This is a genomic window from Acinetobacter guerrae (assembly GCF_009372255.1).
Classification (GTDB): domain Bacteria; phylum Pseudomonadota; class Gammaproteobacteria; order Pseudomonadales; family Moraxellaceae; genus Acinetobacter; species Acinetobacter guerrae.
Window position 1 is genome coordinate 87,656 of the sequence record NZ_LXGN01000001.1, and the last position, 21,188, is coordinate 108,843.

The following is a 21,188-nucleotide window of genomic DNA, read 5'->3' on the forward strand; positions in this document are numbered from 1 at the left end:
CTTTTATTTTAAATAAATAGACCGTCTACTATCTCACCTGCATTTATTTGTTTAGATGCTGGAATACGCACTAAACAATCGGTTAGCATGAGATTACTGAGCATATGTGATTGTTGCTTGGCTAAGGCACTGACTTCAAGTGTGCTTTGATTAAAAGTTGCAACCATCCGTAAAAACCGCTCACGATGATCAGCTTTCAAGTCATGTGTTATTTTTGCTTTAAACCCTGACTTTTGTTCCCGTTTATTTTGTAATGCATCCAGTAATAGTTTTCCATAGACTTGCATACACACATAGACCGCAGCAGGATTACCCGGTAAACCCAGTAAATAACAATTTTTTTGCTGTTTTTCATATTTGGCAAAATAAAGTGGCTTACCTGGTTTTTGTTTTACTTTCCAAAATACTTGCTGAAAACCGACATCGAACGAGCATGGGCGCACAAAGTCATAATCGCCAACAGAAACCCCGCCTGTGGTAATGATCACGTCATACTCTGACTTTAGACCTTCAAACAGCGCTGTCACAGCACTTGCCTGATCTTCAACATGAATCACATGTGCATCCATTCCATATTGTTTAAGCCAGTTTTTTAATAAAGGCCCATTGGCATCAAACACTTGAGCGTTACTTAGGCTATTTTGTGATTGTGCAACTTCATCCCCCGTAACCACGACGGCCACTTTAGGTTGTTTATATACACTAACGCGTTGAACCCCTGCCATACTGAGTGCAGCAAGACTGCCAATGTTCATATACTGTCCAACATTTGCTAGACACTGCCCGTACTTAACTTCTTCACCTTCACGGCGAATATCAACACCTATATTCAGATTTTCAACAATCTGAATATTTTGATCATCCATGATTTTTACGATTTCTTGGCGTGCAACTGTAGACGTTCCATCTGGAATTTTTCCGCCTGTGAAGATACGGATTGCCTGCCCCTCAGACAAAGCCAAGTGACTTTCCTCACCTGCCCGAACTTCACCAATCAGTTGAAACACTTGATCTTTAGAATCAGTTTGTTGTGAACATAAAGCATAGCCATCGACTGCACTTTGATCGAAACTGGGTAAGTTCACAGGAGAATAAACAGCTTCAGATAAATATCTACTTAGGCTATTTTTTACTAAAATAGATTCTGTAGCCAATGTCTTTGGCGTACTCAAAATATATTGAATTGCCTCATCTATGCTGATCAAACCATGTTCATATCCACATGCTGACATTATTCATATCCCCCAGGATGTGGTAAATCACGGCACACATCAAAAATATGCACAATTGCGGGTAAAAGTGCCGCCATTGATTCTGATGCGCCACCACGGCTTCCTGGCAAAGTCATGACCAAAGAACGATCGATAAATCCTGCAACTCCACGCGACATCGCCGCATACGGAGTACGGCGCTGACCAAAAGCACGTGCCGCTTCCATCAACCCATCTAGTTTACGCTCAAGCAAAGGCTCTAGGGTATCAACCGTAATATCGCGAGTACCAATTCCCGTACCGCCTACGGTGATAATACAGGCATAAGATTTGCTGAGTTCCAAGACTAAATCTTTAAGCTGTTCTGATTCATCAGGCAAAATTTGATAATGAATTGGGCTAAAGCCTGCTTCTGTTAAGGTATCCAAAACAGACTTGCCGGCGGTATCTGGTTTTTTACCCGACGCTACGGTATCGGACAATACAATCACAGCAGCAGAAACAGCTTGACGCAGCGTCCGTTTAAAATGCGATTTGCCACCTTTTTTCATTAACAGTTTGCATTGGTCTAGTACGAGATCTTCAGGTTCACAATGTGGTTTGAGCATGTCGTATAGCGTTAAACCTGCAATACTGGCTGCCGTCAAAGCCTCCATTTCAACCCCTGTTGGGCCTATTGTTTCTACAGTCGTTAAAATTTCTACAAAGTTTTCATGTAATTCATATTCAACTTCCGCACGATAAATAGGCAGTGGGTGACATAGTGGAATCAATTCATCGGTACGTTTAGCTGCCAAAATACCCGCGATACGACCAGTTTTTAGTGCATCGCCCTTTTCAGTATTTCCCTGACGTAATAATTCAATACAATGTGGTGGTGCATATAAAATGGCTTGAGCTTCGGCAATTCGATAACTTTCGGGTTTCATGCCTACGTTTTTCATTCATTGTTCCGTAAATAAAGTGAGTGCTATTAATGTGAATGGTGATGATGACTATGGCTATGATGTTCCGAATGTTGATCATGATGGTGTTCGGTAGAATCATGATCTTTACGAATACAACATCCCTCTACAAATTGGCTAGTTCCATCCATATAAAATTCTTCTTTCCAAATTGGAACTTCATGTTTGACGCGCTCTACTGCTTCTTCACATGCCTGAAAGGCTTCACGGCGATGTGCTGCATAGGCCACAGCAATAATCGCCATACCGCCGATGTCCAAAAACCCAATTCGGTGAATGACTCTCACATAAGACACACCGTATTTTTGGGTAATGTCCTGTTCAATCTGGCGAATCATTTTTTCAGCCACAGGCGTATAAGACGTATATTTTAAAGCTTTTACCGCACGTCCTTCATGATGATTACGCACAGTTCCCTGAAAAATACCAATGCCGCCACATTCAGGGAATTCACTAATAGAATCAAAACTATCCAGACTTAAATCTTGTGCCTGTACCCGCTGAAACTCTTTCATATCAGCCTCCTGCCACAGGTGACAGAAGCACTAAAGTACAATTCTGTTTTAAGGTCGCTTGACGTGGCACAATATCTTCACCAATCGCACAGGCGCAACGATCTAATGCTTTTTCTGCTTGAGGAAATTGTTCAATCATTTGATCTAGCACATCGCCCACTAAAATTTCAGTCGGATAATCCAACACCAATGGAGAAGGAAGCTGCCGTTCTATTGCACCGTAGGCTTCTATTTTGATCTGAATAGCGGACATGTTTATCCTCCTAACATATGCATACTAATTTTTCGGGAGTGCTGATGAATACGATGAAAACCTTCTGCTTTATGCCAGATATAAGTTGAGGTTTTCTGATATAAAGCTTGCTGTAGAATCTGATGAATGACTTCATCTTTTTCTGTGATCAGTTGATCTAGTAAAGGTTTAAGCATAAGTCCCTGAGTTGCAAATAAACAGTTATAAAGTTCGCCCTGTGCGGTTAGACGAATCCGATCACATTCACCACAAAATGAATGGCTAATGGTCGAGATAATCCCGACATCATATTCATCATTTAAACGATACAATCTGGCAGGCTCATGTTCTTGTTTTAATTCTTGGATATGGAACTGGCGAGACAGAACTTTTAAAATCTCTTGCTCTGTCACCACATCTGCTTTCGTCCAATGTTGATCACCATCTAGCGGCATAAATTCAATAAATCGAAGTGGGATTTTTTGCTGTTTCGCCCAATTTACCATTGGTAAAATCTGGTCTTCATTTTTGCCTTTCATCAAGACCGCATTAATTTTAAATGGCAAACCAACCGATTGTACGGCAGCAATTCCCTCTAAAACTGGTTTTAATTTTTTCTTGGTCAAAAATTGAAATTGATCAGGATCAAGACTATCTAAGCTAATATTTAGATCATCCAGACCTGCTTGTTTTAAATCATGGGCATATTTAGTCAAATAATGGGCATTGGTTGTGATTGAAATGCGCTTTAAACCTTTATGCCTTAATTGTTGCAAATTTCTTATAAAATGAACAACACCCAAACGCATAAGTGGTTCGCCACCCGTAATGCGGATTTTTTCAATTCCATTTTGCACCATAAAATCGCAAAACTGATAAAGTGCTTCAAAACTGAGTAAATCTTGTTTTTTCATCCATTCAGGATGTTCAGGCATACAATACATGCATTTGAAATTGCAACGATCCGTTACGGAAATTCTAAGTTTCCGTTTATTTCGCCCATATTGATCCTGAAAAATCGATGGGGATATCGAAACGACTCCATTCATGCATTTATACTCTTTTCATGCTGCATACATATTTTTCATCTGGTTATGCAAGATAACTCCATTGTTTGTACTGCTGAAGTTCATCCAATGAATTAATACTATGAAAAAATAATCGATGTTTACGGAAATAAGCAACCTGTGCATGCAAATCTTTTCTGCATTTATTTAAGCTTAGTTGCTTTTGCTGCAAATGTTGTTGCAAAAATGTGCAACTGGCTCGCTTCATTAAGCAAAATGGGTAAAGTGCATCCCCATTTATATTCACATAAGACATCATTGCATTTGGATCCTGAAGCAAAGCATCATGTAAGTTATGCATCACCTTGCTCGGAATATAAGTAACATCACAAGGAATAAATAAGACGTAATCTGCCTGAACATGTGCCCATGCGCTTTTCATTCCCATTAGAGGACCTAAAAAACCAGCTTGATCATCTGCATAACACTGAATATCAGGAATAATCTGCTGATAAAGCCCCATATCTCTGTGACTATTAATCCAGATCTTTCCAACCTGATCTTTGAACGTATTGTAAATCTTTAAAAGCTGCATCTGATCATCGAAGGTTTGTAATAGCTTATTTACGCCATTCATGCGTCTTGCCTGACCACCCGCTAAAATGACCAAATCTGTATGAGGATATTTTTTCATGCTTCAGCCTCCTGCTGACAAGCCTTAATAAGACCCCGAATTTCAGGTAAACATGAACCGCAATTTCCACCCGCTTTTAGACAAGCCGTTACTTGTTTTTCATGAGTCATATTTTGTGTTTTAATGGCCTCAATAATCTTATTTTTACCAACTTTAAAACAACTACAAACCAGTGGCCCATCGTTATTTACAGCAGACATTGGCATACCTGCCAATAAGGCTTTACGATGCAAGGCACTTAATCGTTCACGTTTAAATAGTCCCGCAACCCAATCTCGATCTGGCAATAAATCTGCGGGTGCAATATATAAACTTGCAATTAAAATACCATCTTGCAAAATCACATTATGACTCAGTTGTGATGAAATATCTTCAAGGCTTAACCATTCATAAGTTTCATCCACAAAAGGTAAGAAAGTTTTTAAATTTTTTTGAATTTGGTTAAAATTTTGACGATCTGCTATTTCATAACGCATTGCTTTTGCAGTTTTGATCTTGGTCCACCATGCACAATTTTGCAGTGATGTTTTGATGTGATGTTCAAAACCTTCGCGTACATATAGAACTCCTTGCCAAGCAGTATGGAAGGGTTGCATAGAAACTGGCGTATGTTTAAATTCAGGTTCACCAGAAATCGCATCTACCACTGGATTGACCAGTTTACCAATCCGCGCATCTGATGCGACTTGCTCAGTCCAGTGAATCGGGGCAAAGATTTGTCCACGGCGTACACTTTGAGCAAGCGTTACACGTAATACACAACTGCCCCATTTTGAACGAAGCTCAACTAAAGCTTTATCTCGAATACCAAACTTTAAGGCATCATTTGGATGGATTTCACAAAATGGTTCCGCTCGATGCGTGGTTAAATTTGCGGATAAACCTGTCCGTGTCATAGTATGCCATTGATCACGAATACGCCCTGTGTTCAAGATCAATGGATAATCTTCAGAGATGGCATGAACAGGATCAATTGCAACTGTTGCAATCAGTTTGGCTTTTTTATTTTTATGGCTAAAATTCCCATGCTCAAATAATCTTTCAACAGAAAAATTTTGAGCTTTTTCCCACACTGGCCATTGTATCGGCTGTAATTGATTGTATTCATCTAGACTTAAGTTCATTAAGCCTTTTAAGTTGAAATAACGAAAATTTTCAACTTGATCACGTTGCTCAAAACTTGCATTTTGATAAGCAGATAACGCCGCATGTTCATTAAAAATGTCACAGGTATGATGAAAATCAAAACCACTAAATCCGAGTTTTTTTGCAACTTCACACACTGCCCACCAGTCTGCTTTGGCTTGTTTTGGCGGATCTAAAAATGCACGTTGTCTTGAAATACGGCGTTCAGAATTGGTGACTGTACCATCCTTTTCTCCCCAACCCAGTGCAGGCAACAGTACATCTGCATAAGCCGTAGTGTCGGTATCTGCACAAATATCAGAAATCACTACAAATTCACATTTATCCAGAGCACGTTTAACTTGATCGGCATCGGGCAAACTTACTACAGGATTGGTTGCCATAATCCAAACAGCTTTAATTTTCCCACTTTCTATTGCCTGAAATAAATCAACCGCTTTTAAACCTGCTTGTTTGGCAATGCGAGGGCTATTCCAAAAGCTTTGCACTAAGCTTTGATGTGAAGAATTATCCAAGTCCAGGTGCGCTGCCAACATATTGGCCAGTCCACCCACTTCACGCCCGCCCATGGCATTGGGTTGTCCTGTCATTGAAAACGGTGCGGCGCCTAACTTGCCAATTTTTCCAGTCAATAAATGACAATTGATAATACTATTGGCTTTATTGACCCCTTGTGAAGATTGATTTACCCCCATTGAAAATAACGTCATCACTTTCTGCGTGCTGGCGAACTTCTCAAAAAATAATTGTATTTTTTCTGCTGAAATACCTGTGCGTTTTAGCAAAGCATCAAAATCTTTTTCTGTTTCACTTGCTTGCAGAATGGCTTCTAGTCCCTCTGTATTATTTTCAACAAAGTGATGATCTACAAAATTATTTTGGTAAAGATACTGCAATAAACCATTAAATAAAGCCACATCCTGACCGGGTAAAATTGGCAAATGTAAATCCGCCTGCTCACAAGTACTGGTAAAACGTGGATCTACCACCACCACAAATAAATCAGGATTTTTGGTCTTGGCTTGCATAATGCGTTGATATAAAACTGGATGACACCATGCTGTATTTGAACCAACTAGAACCACCATGTCGGTATGTTCAAAATCTTCATAACTAGCAGGCACAATATCTTCACCAAAAGCGCGTTTATGTGCGGCAACTGCTGATGACATGCACAAGCGCGAATTCGTATCAATATTAGCGGTGCCTAAATAGCCTTTAACGAATTTATTCACCACATAATAATCTTCAGTCAACAACTGACCTGAAACATAAAAAGCGATACTTTCACGTCCATATTCATCGATACAGGCTTGGAACTGATCTGCAATTTTTGCAATGGCTTGATCCCATGTTGTGACTTTACGCTGGTTTTTGCGTCCAAACATAGGCTGTAACACACGGCTTTCCAATCCGAGTGTATCTGCTAAATTACTTCCTTTAATGCATAATCTTCCAAAATTTGAAGGATGATCGGCATCACCCGTCACTTGTACTGATGTTCCATGGGCCTTATGTTTGACACTGATATCGACCCCACAGCCAACACCACAATAGGGACAGGTAGTTTTTGTCATGATGCTTCCTGCTTGATCGGAGCGACTGTGTTCCAAATGTTGAATACTGTTCATGACCGCTCCTTTGAATCCCACCCAGCCTCCCTTTATCAAAGGAGTAGTACCGCGAATTCATATCTTAAATATAATTGAAAAACAGTCCCTCTTTCATTTTGAGAAGGAAGCCACGAACTATCATCATTGCTTAAATTCGTGGCATTTCCCCGCTTTCATAAAAAGAAGGTTAGGGGGAAATGCATCACCCTGCCTTTTTCATTGCAAAATCCTTACCAAATAGCAATTTATTTCTAAAGGTCGAAATAGGTGTCTGATCTGCAATCAATTCGGCATACCACATCCCGTCTTCGGTATCACCAAACAAAACTGCACCAATGACTTTGTCTTTTTGAATAATAATGCGTTTATAAATCTGACGTTTCTCATCGTTTAATACAATGTCTTCATAATCTTCTTTCGGCTCGCTATTTTCTACATCAATTCGCCCTGCCGAAAACACATCTACACCACTGACTTTTAACTGAGTCGGAACGGTTGGTGATTTAAAAGTTAAGCTGCCATGTTCGGCCAAATGTGTTGCACAGATGAACGCTTGCCCCCAAAGTGGTTCAACTAAACCAAAAGTTTGGTTGCGATGCTCAATACATTCACCTACTGCATAGATACTTGGATCAAAGGTTTGCATGGTGTCATTGACCAAAATACCGCGATTACAACGCAATCCCGCACTTTGTGCCAAAGCAATATTTGGACGAATACCCACTGCAAAAATCACCAGATCAGCTTCAAGCACAGTTCCGTCTTTTAAACGAACCTGAGTCACATGCATATCTTTTCCAATCAAGGCTTCGGTATGTGCTTCAGTAATAATCTTGATCCCCTTTTGCTCGATACTATGTCGTAACATTGCGCTGGCTCTTGTATCTAACTGACGATCCATAATGCGATCGGTCAAATGAAGAACTGTCACATTCATGCCCCGTTGTTTGAGACCATAAGCGGCTTCTAATCCCAACAATCCACCACCGATGACCACTGCATTTTTCTTGGTTTCGCAATATTTGATCATGGTATTTACATCATAAATATCACGAAAGCTAATCACGCCATTTAAATCTGAACCCTGTACAGGCGGAATAAAAGGTTTTGAACCTGTGGCGATAATTAAACGGTCATAATCGATACGTTCTCCTTTTTGGGTATGTACTACTTTTCGAGTACGATCAATTTTTACAGCAGGATCTTGTGCAATAAATTTAATTCCTTTGTCGCTATACCATGAATGCGGATGTAACATGATGTCGTCAATCGTTTTTTCACCCGAAAGCACTGGCGATAACATAATACGGTTGTAATTGCCCCACGGTTCTTCGCCAATCACCGTCACTTCATAACGATCTGGTGCCATATCAAGTAAATCTTCAAGACAACGCATGCCTGCCAGACCATTACCAATTAACACCAACTTTAATTTTTCTTGTGAAGTGCCATTATTGGTAATGTAGGTTTTTTGCGGAACAGTGCCGACCCAAACTCGACCATTTTCAATTTTAGTTGGAAAAACCAATAATTTTTGGTCTTTATCTTCCAAACAACGTCCAGTCGCCAAACTAAAGTGTTGTTTATAAATAGGCGAAGCAATGACACGTTCGCCTTGTAGATCGCCAATAATGCCACGACACATCACATTGGCTTGACTAAATGGATCTTTATTACTCAATGCATAAATACGCTTTTCATAACCGACTCGAAATAGTGCAACCGATTGACCTTCAATCAGCGCACCTACACCTGTATTGGGCGTAATATCGTCTAAATCACAGACATCGATCCATACTTGTTCAGGAAGCATATTTATTTCTTTTAAACTGGTCATTGTTATTCTCCTTATGCTTCAACCATTGGGATACGATCTTCTGAACGCTCAATCTCATTCAAAGGGCGAATCTGATTGCGGACTTGGGTAAATTGAATATGTGGATCGGCTTGTTGATCTGCACTGGCATTAATATAAGTTTGGAAGCGTTTACGGATTTCAGGGTCTTCAACTGCTGTACGCCATTCATCTTGATAGGTACCAACGACATGGCTCATACGGCGTTCAAGTTCTTCGGCCAATCCTAATGAATCATGAACGATGACAGATTTCAGATAATCTAAGCCACCTTCCATATTGTCGCGCCATACACTGGTGCGTTGTAAACGATCTGCCGTTTGGATATAGAACATAAAGAAACGATCGATATAACGAACGAGGGTTTGAGTATCAAGATCAGAAGCTAATAATTCTGCATGTCGTGGCTTCATGCCGCCGTTACCGCACACATAAAGGTTCCAGCCTTTTTCGGTCGCAATCACTCCCACATCCTTGCTTTGTGCTTCAGCACATTCGCGGGTACAACCCGATACTGCCATTTTTAATTTATGTGGAGAGCGTAAGCCTTTATAACGATTTTCAAGTTCAATCGCCAAACCCACCGAATCATCCACTCCATAACGACACCACGTACTACCAACACATGACTTTACGGTACGCAATGATTTACCGTAAGCATGTCCAGATTCAAAACCTGCTGCATTGAGTTCTTCCCAAATAAATGGAAGTTGATGAATTTGTGCGCCAAATAGATCGACACGTTGTCCACCTGTAATTTTGGTATACAAATTATACTTTTTGGCAATTTGACCTACCGCGATTAAACCATCTGGTGTGACTTCACCGCCTGCCATACGTGGTACGACAGAATAAGAACCATCTTTTTGAATATTTCCCAAGTAGTAGTCGTTACTGTCTTGTAGACCTGCATGCTTTGGTTGTAATACAAAGTCATTCCAGCATGAGGCTAAAATATTTGCTGCTGTTGGTTTACAAATATCACAACCTAAACCGTGGCCGTGTTGCTGAATCAGATCATCAAAAGTTTTGATTTCATTGACCCTAACCAAGTGATACAACTCTTGACGTGAGTATGGAAAATGTTCACAAAGATGATTATTAACCGTTACACCTTGACGTTGTAACTCAGACTTGAGGACTTGTGTAACCAGTGGTGTGCATCCCCCACAAGCAGTTGCAGCTTTGGTGCATTTTTTCAAAGCTCCCAAAGAGGTTGAGCCAGCAGAAATTGCCTGACAAATATCTGCTTTAGAAACATTGTTACATGAGCAAATGGTGGCACTATCAGGGAGTAAATCAACTCCACTCCCGCCTGATTTTGCACCTGGGTCTGAAAACCCAGGCATGATCAAACTTTCAGGAATGTTTGGCAGTGCAATCCCATTCAACATCATTTGCAGAAGATCATTATATTCTTTGGCATCACCAACTAAGACTGCCCCAAGCAATTTGGTTTTGTCTGCATCAACTACGATTTTTTTATAGACCAGTGCATCTTCATCAGCATAAAAATAGCTCACTGAATTGGGAGTCACGCCATGTGCATCTCCAACTGATGCTACGTCTACTCCCATCAACTTTAGCTTGGTACTCATATCCGCACCCGCAAAGCAATGGGTTTCTTCCGTAAGGATATGTTTTGCTGCAATTCGTGCCATATCATAGCCAGGCGCGACTAAACCATAGATTTTGTTATCCCAAAGTGCGCATTCACCAATCGCATAAATGTTGTCATCTGAGGTTTGACAATAATCGTTGATTTTAATCCCGCCGCGTTCGCCAAGCGCCAAACCACTTAGTCGTGCTAATTCATCACGTGGACGAATGCCTGCTGAGAATAAAACAATATCGGTTTCAAGCTCAGAACCATCTGCAAACTTCATGATGTGAGTTGAGTTTTCACCTGACTCAATACACTGTGTAGCTTTTTGAGTGTGGACTTTTACACCCAAATTTTCAATTTTACGGCGTAAAACTTTACCGCCCAAATCATCAATCTGAACTGCCATTAATCGTGGTGCAAATTCCACCACATGTGTTTCAAGATTTAAGTCGCGTAAAGCCTTCGCAGCTTCCAAACCTAATAAACCACCACCAATCACCACACCTGATTTGGCATTTAAGCTCGCTGCACGAATGGCATCTAAATCTTCAATGGTGCGATAAACAAAACAGTTCTCACGATCATTGCCAGAAATGGGCGGTACAAAGGCATATGAACCTGTCGCCAACACCAATTTATCGTAATGAAGAATATCGCCAAAATGAGTGGTGACCGTTTGTTCAGCAGCATCAATGGCAACAGCTTTAGTATTGAGCCGTAAATCGATGCCATGTGCATCGGCAAAGTCAAATCGCGCAAGTGATAAGTCTTTCGCTGATTTTCCTGAAAAATATTCAGTCAAATGCACACGATCGTAGGCAATACGGGGTTCTTCAGCAAGAATGGTTATTTCTAATTCATCGTCTGCTTTTTCTAAAATTGCTTCGATAAATTTGTGGCCGACCATACCGTGACCAATCATAATCAGTTTCATGGGTTATCTCCTCAGATATTCATGTTGGTTATTAAGCAAGGTTGTTACGTTCAAGAACTGCCTGTTCAAATAAGCGCTGTTCTTTAACCTTATGTTCTGCCGAGAAACGAATCAGCATGACAAAACCCGCTGCAACCACCACTAAACCACCCAAAACCATTAAACAGGTTTGAATATCCAACATCCCTTTTAGTAAGAACCCTGCTGCGACTGCTCCAACATTGCCGCCCGCACCAATAATGCCAGCAACACCACCTAAAGCATCACGATCAATAAATGGCACCAAAGCATACGTTGCACCACATGCCATATGAGTAAACAAAGCAAATACTGTCATTGCCATAATCGCCAGCATTGCGCTATTCATTTGAGAAAATAAAATCAGAAATAAACCTTCACCTAAAATCATCACAAATAAAACTTTAGTACGACCATCTAAACCTTTTTTCATCGCGACTTTGTCAGATACAATTCCACCCAAAGCACGCGCAAATAAAGCAAGTAGACCAAAAATTCCAGCAGCCAAACCTGCTTCCTTTAGGCCAAAATTAAAGTTGTTGACGTAGTACATCGCAATAATGTTGTGAATAAAAATTTCAATACCAAAACAGGCTGCATACGCACCAAATAGAATCCAGACTCGATAGTTACGAGCGGCATGCATCAAAATCGCAATACCACCTTTTTTATCACTTCCAACCTGAATACCCTGCGCACGTAAATCTTTATAATTTCCTTGAGGTGTGTCTTGAGTTAGTTTCCAGTAAAGAATACCTACGATCACCATCATGATCCCTGGCACGAGTAACGCAATACGCCAGCCCATAGCTTGTTCAACACCAAACATCACCAGTGCAGATAACAATAGCGGCATAAGAGCCTGAGTCGCTCCACCACCTGCATTTCCCCATCCAGCAGAAGCAGCATTGGCGGTTCCAACCACATTCGGCGCAAACATAATGCTGGTGTGATACTGAGTGATCACAAAGCTCGCGCCAATCGCGCCAATCAATAATCGGAAAAATAGAAACGATTCATAGCTATTTGCCGAGGCCACACCAAATACAGGAATACTGCCAATGAGTAATAAAGCAGTATAAGTTTTGCGTGGGCCGTATTTATCACATAGTGGACCTACAATTAATCTGACTAAAATCGTAATTGCAACGGCAGCAATATTGATATTGGCAATCTGATCTTTAGTCAGATGAAACTCACCTGCGATGACTGGCATTAACGGCGCACAGGCAAACCAAGCAAAAAAACAGACAAAAAAAGCGAGCCAACTCATATGGAAGGCTCGCATCGCTGGAACAGTAAAATTAAATAAATTGATTTTTGTAGCTTTCTTAGCATTTAAATCTAAATTTGAAGACATGGCCTTCTCCTGAACTGAACGTAATATGGGCTTTACAGCACAAGGCTGTATTGGCAATCGATCAGAACGGACATCGTTGGCCGTCTTACAAATTTTCAATTTGAGTCTTCATTGACTCACATAAAATTAAGCAAGGGTTATGCCAACTTTAAACCTTAAAATTCAAATAACTCTAATAGTTTGAAATATAAAAATAAATTTAAGCGACTAAATATTTTTTATGAATTAACTTATTTACTATTTTAGTTTTATCGTTCTAATCATCTATTTTTAAATTGCGTCAAAATGACTCCTTAATGCGCTATTAGGGGTCAAAGCAAGCAAAAAGTTCAATAAAAATGCTTTGAAATCTAATTTTTTTGCATGGCATCAATTTTGCTGGTATTTGTTTCATCTATTTCGCTTAAACTAAGTCAAGTGTATCCATACTCATGTTTTATTCCTTATGTCAAAACTAAAAATTGCACTGATTGATGATGATTTTGAACGTGCTGAATTTGTTCAGCAGAATTTACGTGCGCACGGTTTTGATGTGGTTGCCTGCTTGAGCCTTGAGCATTTAAGTGACTTTCAACTTGAAGATTTACAGGCAGACGTGATTCTACTAGATATGGATCATCCCCATCGTGACCTGATTGAAAGCTGCGTCAGTCATTTTGATCTGCCCACTGTCCTATTTACCAAAAACACGCATAAAGACACCATTAAACAAGCGATTGCCGCAGGTGTGACTGCGTATATTGTCGATGGGATTGATCCTGCTCGCTTAGATACCATTTTGGAAATCTCGATTGAACAGTATAAAAAACATAAGCAGCTCGAAAGTGATTTAAAAGAAACCAAACTTAAATTGGCTGATCGTAAAGATATCGAAAAAGCCAAAGTGTTATTGATGCAATTGCACAGTTTGACTGAAGATACTGCATTTCAGTTACTCAGAAAAAATGCCATGAGTCATCGGATTACAATGGGTGAAATGGCAAGACGACTGATCGATGCACAACAATTACTTAGCCACCCGATCAAGGAGGATTAAATGAACCCGCTTGAGAAAACCAAAATTCAGCTCGGTTATATTCCTCTTTTAGATTGTATTGCACTACTTTGGGCTAAAGAACGTGGATTTTTTGAAGAATTTGGCTTGGATGTCACACTGGTAAAAGAAGCATCATGGGCGAGTTTAAGAGATCGACTCGCTTTTGGGGTATTAGATGCTGCACATTGTTTATCTGCAATGTTACCTGCTGCTGCAATTGCAGATGATCAAATTGGAATTCCACTAAAAACACCTTTGGTTTTAAGTATTAATCGTGCCTATATCAGTTTAAGCCAAAGTTTAAGTCATGCACTTACTATACAAGTCGCAGACTCTGCCCAAATCAATGCACAAAAATTAGTAAATCATATACAACATGGGCAATATGTTGCTTTAGCTCATGTGTTTAAACACTCTATTCATCACTATTGTTTACGTGAATGGCTAGCACTAGCCAATCTGCAAACAGCACAACAGATTGCGTTAAAAACCCTCCCACCTCCATATATGGTTGAGGCATTGTCATCGGGCTTAATTGATGGTTTCTGTGTAGGTGAACCCTGGAATATTCAGGGTGAAATTGAAGGCGTCAGTCAGATTGTTGCCTCAAGTCGGGATATTATTCCCCCCATTGCAGATAAGGTGATGGCGGTAACACAAGAATGGGCCTTAAAACACCCAAATACATTAATTGCGCTTACTGCTGCGGTATTGAAAGCTCAAAAAGAATTAGAAACTTTAAATGACTATACACCCGTTTGGAAAATGTTAGCTGAATTTAACATTATTCGATTTAAGTGTTCGCCACAGGTTCACGTACAAAAATATTATGTCATTGAATCGATTATTCGAAATTTTGTTGAAAACAATGCTGCTCCAGATCCACATCATTTTATCTGGCTTTTTGAACAAATGCAGAAATGGGATGATTCAGTCAATCATTTTGACCAGACATCAATTGAACATTTAAGTCAAAATTGTATTGAACACGATGTATATCAAAATGCTTTAGCACAAATCACGATTTAGTGATCATTTTCATTTAAATGTAGCAATAAAATTCTTCGCATTTCATTAATTGCCGAGGTAGTCATTTGTACATAATGATTGCCTTTAATGATCTTCTCTGAACTTGCTCCGTTCAAATGTGAACTGTTATAAGGAACAATCCCATCATTCATAAATGAGGGTAACTCAGAATGTGCTGCATTGCCAATAATGGAATGATATTTGATCATCGGCACAGGCATGACATCTTTAGTCAAAAGCATAAAATCAGAGTTTTCACTTAAATTGCTTGCGCCATTTTCAATTAAACCATGATGCCGCACCGTATTGGTTTTATCGAGTAAGGTGTTTGACTGCACATTGTCATAAAATTCATTTGGAATTTTAATAATATTGCGCGCTAAACGCGTAAACCAACGATCTGCATAGTTGGTTCCACGATGTGGCGTAGCAATGAAAATCGCACGAGAAAAATTTGGAATTGCTTTAAATTGAAAGCGTTCACGAATCACAGGGTGTTTGAGTAACATGGCGTATTGTGCTTTGTTCATTTTTTCAATTACTGCGTTTGAAATGTCCTGATCACTCACCAATAAACGACTAATCACTCCCCCCATACTATGCCCAATCAGCACTGCATCCTGTACGGGTGGATATTGCTTTTGAATATTTTGAAAGGCCCGTGTGAGTAAAACGTATATCTGATAACGACTTTCAAAGATGGGCATATTGGTCGAATAAAAAACTTGCCAGACCTGATAATGCTCCCGAAGCTCTTGATCTCCCATAATATCATTGGTCAAAGAAACCCAAGCCTCAGGGCTACTGGCTAAACCATGAATAAAAACGATCACTTTTTTATTTGGATTGTATGGTTCCAGCATATATACATGCGGCATTAACAATCCATTTTCTTTATTCAATAAAGTCCAATATCCAGTTTTTCCCAAATGATTCTGAGATAACCAATAACCATAAGGTGCTGAATAATTCGCTGTTAAAGTATAATCATTTTGATGAATCCTAATATTGTCTGTTAAATATGGATCTACAAACTTGATTTTAAAATTGGTCTGATCTATATCAAAATGCTGATCAGGATTATCGGGGATCATGATTGCAGTTAATGGCAATACTTGAGGTGGATGAATATTTGGAGAAAGTGAATTTTTATAAAACTGGATAGGATCTAAAATAAACCCATTATTTTGATCATGCTCTTCAAACTCCACTACATATTCAGCCCCTAAACCATCAGTGCGGTTAACCGTATGAAAGCCTGAAAAATTCATGTTATAACTGGATCTAAATACCACAATTTTATGTTCTTTTAAGTGTGGAAAATCTGAAGAATCAATGTTATATCGATGTTTTCCAAACTGAATCATATCAGGCAAACTGCCTTGATGATATTCACCGTAATATCGTGTGAGCAACTTTGAAATGGCAAAATTATAAAAAATACGGACTTGACTTTGGCGATGATCAAATACTCTACTTGAGGGTATATTTTTAGAATCAAAAAGATAGGCATAGCTATGCCTTATACTCTGATCAAGATATTCAAGCTCTGTCGAAAAACAACTGTTTTGGGTGTGACTACATTCCCCACTATTGTCAAGTTCAAGAGCTTTGGCCAGATACAATTCACTTATCGCAGCATGGTAAGCATCATGATCATGAGAATAAATATCCCTAATGGCATTCAGACAAAAATCAAATTGGAGCAGACACTTTTTTTGATTTAAATTGGTCAAATAAACAATATTTTTTGTCGTCGCACTTAAATTTTTACTGGTTAGAATATTTTCATATTTGCTATTGAGGGATTGGCTTAATTCATTCTCATGTAATTGCACCAATTGACAACCAGTAAGCATGAATAAACAGACTAAAATACTCATTTTAAGCATGTTTACGAACTGACCAACCATGCCGTTCCCCTAAATCAGCAGATTTATCTCACTTTCCACAACGCTAATTTTTGCAAATAGCGAAGGTATATCATAAAACCAATCATTTAAACTTAAATATACGATTGTCTGACTAAACCATTATTTTCTCTATAGATGTATCGATTTTTCATAACGTTCAATACTTAAATCATCTGCTTGAATCTGTGGAGTCCGTCTGGAAATTAGATCAGATAATAATTTTGCAGAACCACAAGACATCGTCCAACCTAAAGTCCCGTGTCCAGTATTGGTATATAAATTTGAATATTGAGTTTTGCCTACAATTGGTGTGCCATCAGGTGTTGCAGGGCGTAACCCCGTCCAGAAACTAGCTTGATCCAAATCACTGGAAAAAGGAAATAACTGATTCAATACCATTTTTAAGGTATCTTCACGAGACGTATCCAGTGAACGATCGAAGCCGTTAATTTCTGCCATTCCTCCTACACGAATACGATCGTCAAAACGCGTTAAAGCAATCTTATAACTTTCATCTAAAATGGTCGAAACTGGAGACATGTCGGCATCGATGATCGGTGTGGTAATCGAATACCCCTTAAGTGGATAAACGGGCGCAAAGATCCCAATTTGCTTGAGCATTTCATGACTATAACTACCTAGTGCCATCACATAAGCATCTGCTTTTATTTTTTGCCCATCCTTTAAAACAATTCCCGAAATTTCATCCGCATTTTTTTCAAGATGGCTAATGGAGGTATTAAACATAAAATGCACGCCTTGCTTGGCTGCCAGTTCTGCAAGTTCAACAGTAAATTTTTGGCAATCTCCAGTCTGATCATGAGGTAAACGTAATCCCCCAACAAAATCAACGGTTGCTTTGGCTAATGCGGGCTCAGCCTGAATCACACCCTGTTTATCCAACAATTGATAAGGCACACCTTCTTCTTTAAGAACTTCGGTATCTTTTTCAGCCGAATCTAGCTGTTGCTGCTTTCTGAACAACTGTAATGTACCCAACTGTCGTTCGTCAAAATGAATGCCTGTTTCCTTACGCAGTTCATCCAGACAATCCCGACTATATTCTGAAATTCTGACCATGCGTTCTTTATTAATTTTATAACGATGGATATTACACTCTGCCAACATCCGTACCATCCAGTGATATTGATACATATCCCCTGTAATTTTAATCGTTAATGGTGCGTGATGCTGAAACATCCACTTGAATGCTTTGAGTGGTACACCCGGCGCAGCCCAAGGTGATGCATATCCTGGTGAAATCTGTCCTGCATTGGCAAAGCTGGTTTCTAGCGCAACACCCGGCTGTCGATCAATCACGGTCACTTCATGACCTGCTTGTCTTAAATAATATGCTGAAGTAGTTCCAATAACGCCTGCACCTAACACGATAATATGCATACAAGGCCTGCTGTTTTTATCAATTGAATGGAAAATGCTGTCCTATATTTTTTAGTAAGAAATAAATAGAAGTTAACAAGTTTTAAAATATAGATATTTAAAATTAATTCTGAATAGATTGAATGACAAGCAGTGTTATGTGAATGCTTGTCACTCCTGATTACAATTTAAATTGTATTGGTTTAAGTGGTCTATAGAGTCTGTTGCGATGCCAATATCAAACGTGCTAGTTCTAAATCATCTGCATACGTGATTTTAATATTATCTGAACGCCCTTGCACAACATCAACAGAAACTCCTGCATGTTCAAGTGCGCTAGCTTCATCTGTGATATTGATTTTATCCATAAGAGCCTTCTCAATCGCAGCTCGAAGTACACCTAATTTGGCCATTTGCGGTGTTTGTGCTTGCCATAAGTGATCACGGCTCACCGTATTTTGAATGTGTTGTTCACTCACAAACTTTAAAGTATCGCGCACTGGAATTGCCAAAATAGCAGCAGTGTCATGTTCAATACAATAATTCGCTAACTGTTTGAGATTTTCAGCACTCACACATGGACGCGCAGCATCATGCACCAAAACATAATCATCATCCGATGCCAGATCTTTTAAATAATGCAATGCATTTAAAACTGAATCTACACGCTCAGCCCCACCCACACAGAAATGAGCTTTTTCAGGTGCTTTAAAACTCAGATTTTTTGCGACTGTATCCTGCTCACCAATTGCTAATACATAACCCGCTAAAGGCAATGTATTCAACCGATCAATCGTATATTCGAGTACTGTTTTGTCTTGAATCGTTTGATATTGTTTAAGCAGGGTTTTAGAAAAACGACTTCCAGAACCCGCAGCAGGAATCACTGCCCATAATTTAATCTGGGACATCAGGATTTGGCGGGGTTTCATTGGTTTCCAAGTCTACTTTAGCATTTGGATCAATATAAATCGGTTTGTAATGGGTACTAATTGTACTCATTTGTACAAAAGTCTCACGAGGCTTAATCAGACCTAAATCTAAACGTGCATGTTCTTCAATGGCTTCACTGCCATTTTTTAGATCAAACACTTCTGCCGCTAAAATACGGTTTCGTTCTTTCAATTCTTCGTTTATTTCAGCTTGTTGTGTAATTTGCTGACGTAAAGTTTGGTGAGCAAAGTAACCACCTTCACCCCACCAGAAACTGTACTGAAGACCCGTCACCAGAACGATGACGAGTAACAGTATCAATTTGCTCGAAGTCGATTTAAATACTTCTAACATAGCATCCAAAGATTAGTTTAAACCCTTGAACTCAGCTTTACCGCGATATGCAGCATGAGTCAATTCTTCAATACGAAGTAATTGGTTATATTTTGCTACACGGTCAGAACGGCAAAGTGAACCCGTCTTGATTTGACCTGCTGCTGTACCAACCGCCAAGTCTGCAATGGTTGAATCTTCAGTTTCACCAGAACGATGTGAAATCACGGTGCTATAACCATTAGCTTTAGCGAGATAGATCGCATCTAAAGTTTCAGTCAACGTACCAATTTGGTTATATTTGATCAGAATTGAGTTCGCAACATGCTCATCAATACCACGTTGTAAAATCTTAGGATTGGTTACAAACAGATCATCACCGACCAACTGAATTTTGTCACCCAAAATTGAAGTCAGGTAGCTCCAGCCTTCCCAATCAGATTCATCCAGACCATCTTCAATTGAGATAATTGGATATTGGTTAACTAAACCAGCTAAATAGTCAGAGAACTGGTTGCTTGTGAAGGCTTTATTACCTTCACCTGCAAGAACATATTGACCATTTTTGTAAAATTCTGAAGATGCACAATCAAGCGCAAGCATAATATCAGAACCCGCTTTATAGCCAGTTTGTGAAATAGCTTCAAGAATAACAGTAATTGCTTCTTCGTTAGAACGAAGATTTGGTGCAAAACCACCTTCATCACCAACAGCAGTATTTAAACCTTTTTTGTTTAAAACTGATTTTAAAGAATGAAAAATTTCAGCACCCGCACGTAACGCTTCAGCAAAAGAAGTGAAACCTACAGGTTCAATCATAAACTCTTGAATATCAACATTATTATCTGCATGTGAACCACCATTGATGATGTTCATCATAGGTACAGGCATAGACAACGTTGTTTGACCACGTAAGTCAGCGATGTATTGGAATAACTCAGTTTTCTTTTCTGCAGCAGCAGCACGTGCAGCAGCTAAAGAAACAGCTAAAGTTGCGTTTGCACCTAATTTTTCTTTATTTTCAGTACCATCAAGCGCAATCATTTTGTCATCAAGCGCTTTTTGTTCAAATACATTTTGACCTTTTAAAAGATCCTTGATTTGACCATTGACGTTCTGAACCGCAGTGCGAACACCTTTACCCAAGTAACGTGATTTGTCACCGTCACGAAGTTCTAAAGCTTCACGAGAACCAGTTGAAGCACCAGATGGTGCACATGCACGGCCAACAACGCCAGATTCTAAAATGACATCAGCTTCGATGGTTGGGTTACCACGAGAGTCCAAAATTTCACGTGCACGAATGTCAACGATTTGGCTCATGAACAATTCCTCGGTTAAATGAATGATTAAATAAGTTTTGCATTATATTGGACTACGATTAAACCTGTCTTTATCGTAGATCCTC

At 39.4% G+C, this 21,188-nt stretch carries 17 protein-coding genes; 2 read left to right on the forward strand and 15 right to left on the reverse strand.

The window, feature by feature from the left end:
• Window positions 1–8: 8 nt before the first annotated feature.
• The 10 genes from A7A69_RS00400 to A7A69_RS00445 all read right to left on the reverse strand — a co-directional run bounded on the left by A7A69_RS00400 (window position 9) and on the right by A7A69_RS00445 (window position 13,156).
• Entirely contained in the window at window positions 9–1,232 is a 1,224-nt protein-coding gene (locus tag A7A69_RS00400) for a molybdopterin molybdotransferase MoeA (RefSeq protein ID WP_152875936.1), read from the reverse strand.
• Window positions 1,232–2,155: a bifunctional molybdenum cofactor biosynthesis protein MoaC/MoaB gene (gene moaCB, locus A7A69_RS00405; protein WP_152875937.1), complete on the reverse strand. Its 924-nt coding sequence runs from the start codon at window positions 2,153–2,155 to the stop codon at window positions 1,232–1,234. The genes A7A69_RS00400 and moaCB overlap by 1 nt, the downstream gene beginning before the upstream one ends.
• 29 nt (window positions 2,156–2,184) lie before the next feature.
• The gene (locus A7A69_RS00410) at window positions 2,185–2,691 is read right to left on the reverse strand and encodes a molybdenum cofactor biosynthesis protein MoaE (protein ID WP_151980660.1); all 507 of its coding nucleotides are present in this window, start codon (window positions 2,689–2,691) and stop codon (window positions 2,185–2,187) included.
• Between the two features lies 1 nt (window position 2,692).
• A complete protein-coding gene (locus A7A69_RS00415; protein ID WP_120369138.1) occupies window positions 2,693–2,944 on the reverse strand; it encodes a MoaD/ThiS family protein in 252 nt (83 codons plus the stop codon).
• A 2-nt stretch (window positions 2,945–2,946) separates the two neighbouring features.
• Window positions 2,947–3,972 carry a GTP 3',8-cyclase MoaA gene (gene moaA, locus A7A69_RS00420; protein WP_152875938.1) on the reverse strand — a complete coding sequence of 342 codons (1,026 nt, stop codon included), beginning with the start codon at window positions 3,970–3,972 and terminating at the stop codon, window positions 2,947–2,949.
• Window positions 3,973–4,015: 43 nt separating this feature from the next.
• Window positions 4,016–4,624, reverse strand: a complete 609-nt coding sequence (locus tag A7A69_RS00425) for an NTP transferase domain-containing protein (protein WP_151980662.1) — start codon at window positions 4,622–4,624, stop codon at window positions 4,016–4,018.
• Entirely contained in the window at window positions 4,621–7,401 is a 2,781-nt protein-coding gene (locus A7A69_RS00430) for a nitrate reductase (protein ID WP_152875939.1), read from the reverse strand. Before A7A69_RS00430 ends, A7A69_RS00425 begins: the two co-directional genes overlap by 4 nt.
• A 184-nt stretch (window positions 7,402–7,585) precedes the next feature.
• Window positions 7,586–9,220 (reverse strand): nitrite reductase small subunit NirD, encoded by a 1,635-nt coding sequence (nirD, locus tag A7A69_RS00435; RefSeq protein WP_152875940.1) that lies wholly within the window; start codon window positions 9,218–9,220, stop codon window positions 7,586–7,588.
• Between the two features lie 11 nt (window positions 9,221–9,231).
• Window positions 9,232–11,778, reverse strand: a complete 2,547-nt coding sequence (nirB, locus tag A7A69_RS00440) for a nitrite reductase large subunit NirB (protein WP_152875941.1) — start codon at window positions 11,776–11,778, stop codon at window positions 9,232–9,234.
• A gap of 31 nt (window positions 11,779–11,809) precedes the next feature.
• Entirely contained in the window at window positions 11,810–13,156 is a 1,347-nt protein-coding gene (locus A7A69_RS00445) for an MFS transporter (protein ID WP_120369144.1), read from the reverse strand.
• Between the two features lie 445 nt (window positions 13,157–13,601).
• On the opposite strand from A7A69_RS00445, the gene A7A69_RS00450 reads away from it, so the two are divergent.
• Window positions 13,602–14,192 (forward strand): ANTAR domain-containing response regulator, encoded by a 591-nt coding sequence (locus A7A69_RS00450; RefSeq protein ID WP_151980666.1) that lies wholly within the window; start codon window positions 13,602–13,604, stop codon window positions 14,190–14,192.
• A complete protein-coding gene (locus tag A7A69_RS00455; protein WP_152875942.1) occupies window positions 14,193–15,221 on the forward strand; it encodes an ABC transporter substrate-binding protein in 1,029 nt (342 codons plus the stop codon).
• Here the strand turns inward: A7A69_RS00455 and A7A69_RS00460 are convergent.
• The 5 genes from A7A69_RS00460 to eno all read right to left on the reverse strand — a co-directional run bounded on the left by A7A69_RS00460 (window position 15,218) and on the right by eno (window position 21,103).
• Entirely contained in the window at window positions 15,218–17,134 is a 1,917-nt protein-coding gene (locus A7A69_RS00460) for an esterase/lipase family protein (protein WP_152875943.1), read from the reverse strand. The genes A7A69_RS00455 and A7A69_RS00460 overlap by 4 nt on opposite strands.
• Before the next feature lie 129 nt (window positions 17,135–17,263).
• Window positions 17,264–18,535 (reverse strand): D-amino acid dehydrogenase, encoded by a 1,272-nt coding sequence (locus tag A7A69_RS00465; protein WP_120369148.1) that lies wholly within the window; start codon window positions 18,533–18,535, stop codon window positions 17,264–17,266.
• Window positions 18,536–18,726: 191 nt separating this feature from the next.
• A complete protein-coding gene (gene ispD, locus A7A69_RS00470; protein ID WP_152875944.1) occupies window positions 18,727–19,446 on the reverse strand; it encodes a 2-C-methyl-D-erythritol 4-phosphate cytidylyltransferase in 720 nt (239 codons plus the stop codon).
• Window positions 19,412–19,801 carry a cell division protein FtsB gene (ftsB, locus tag A7A69_RS00475; protein ID WP_120369150.1) on the reverse strand — a complete coding sequence of 130 codons (390 nt, stop codon included), beginning with the start codon at window positions 19,799–19,801 and terminating at the stop codon, window positions 19,412–19,414. The genes ispD and ftsB overlap by 35 nt, the downstream gene beginning before the upstream one ends.
• Before the next feature lie 12 nt (window positions 19,802–19,813).
• A complete protein-coding gene (gene eno / locus A7A69_RS00480) occupies window positions 19,814–21,103 on the reverse strand; it encodes a phosphopyruvate hydratase (protein WP_152875945.1) in 1,290 nt (429 codons plus the stop codon).
• Window positions 21,104–21,188: the final 85 nt, after the last annotated feature.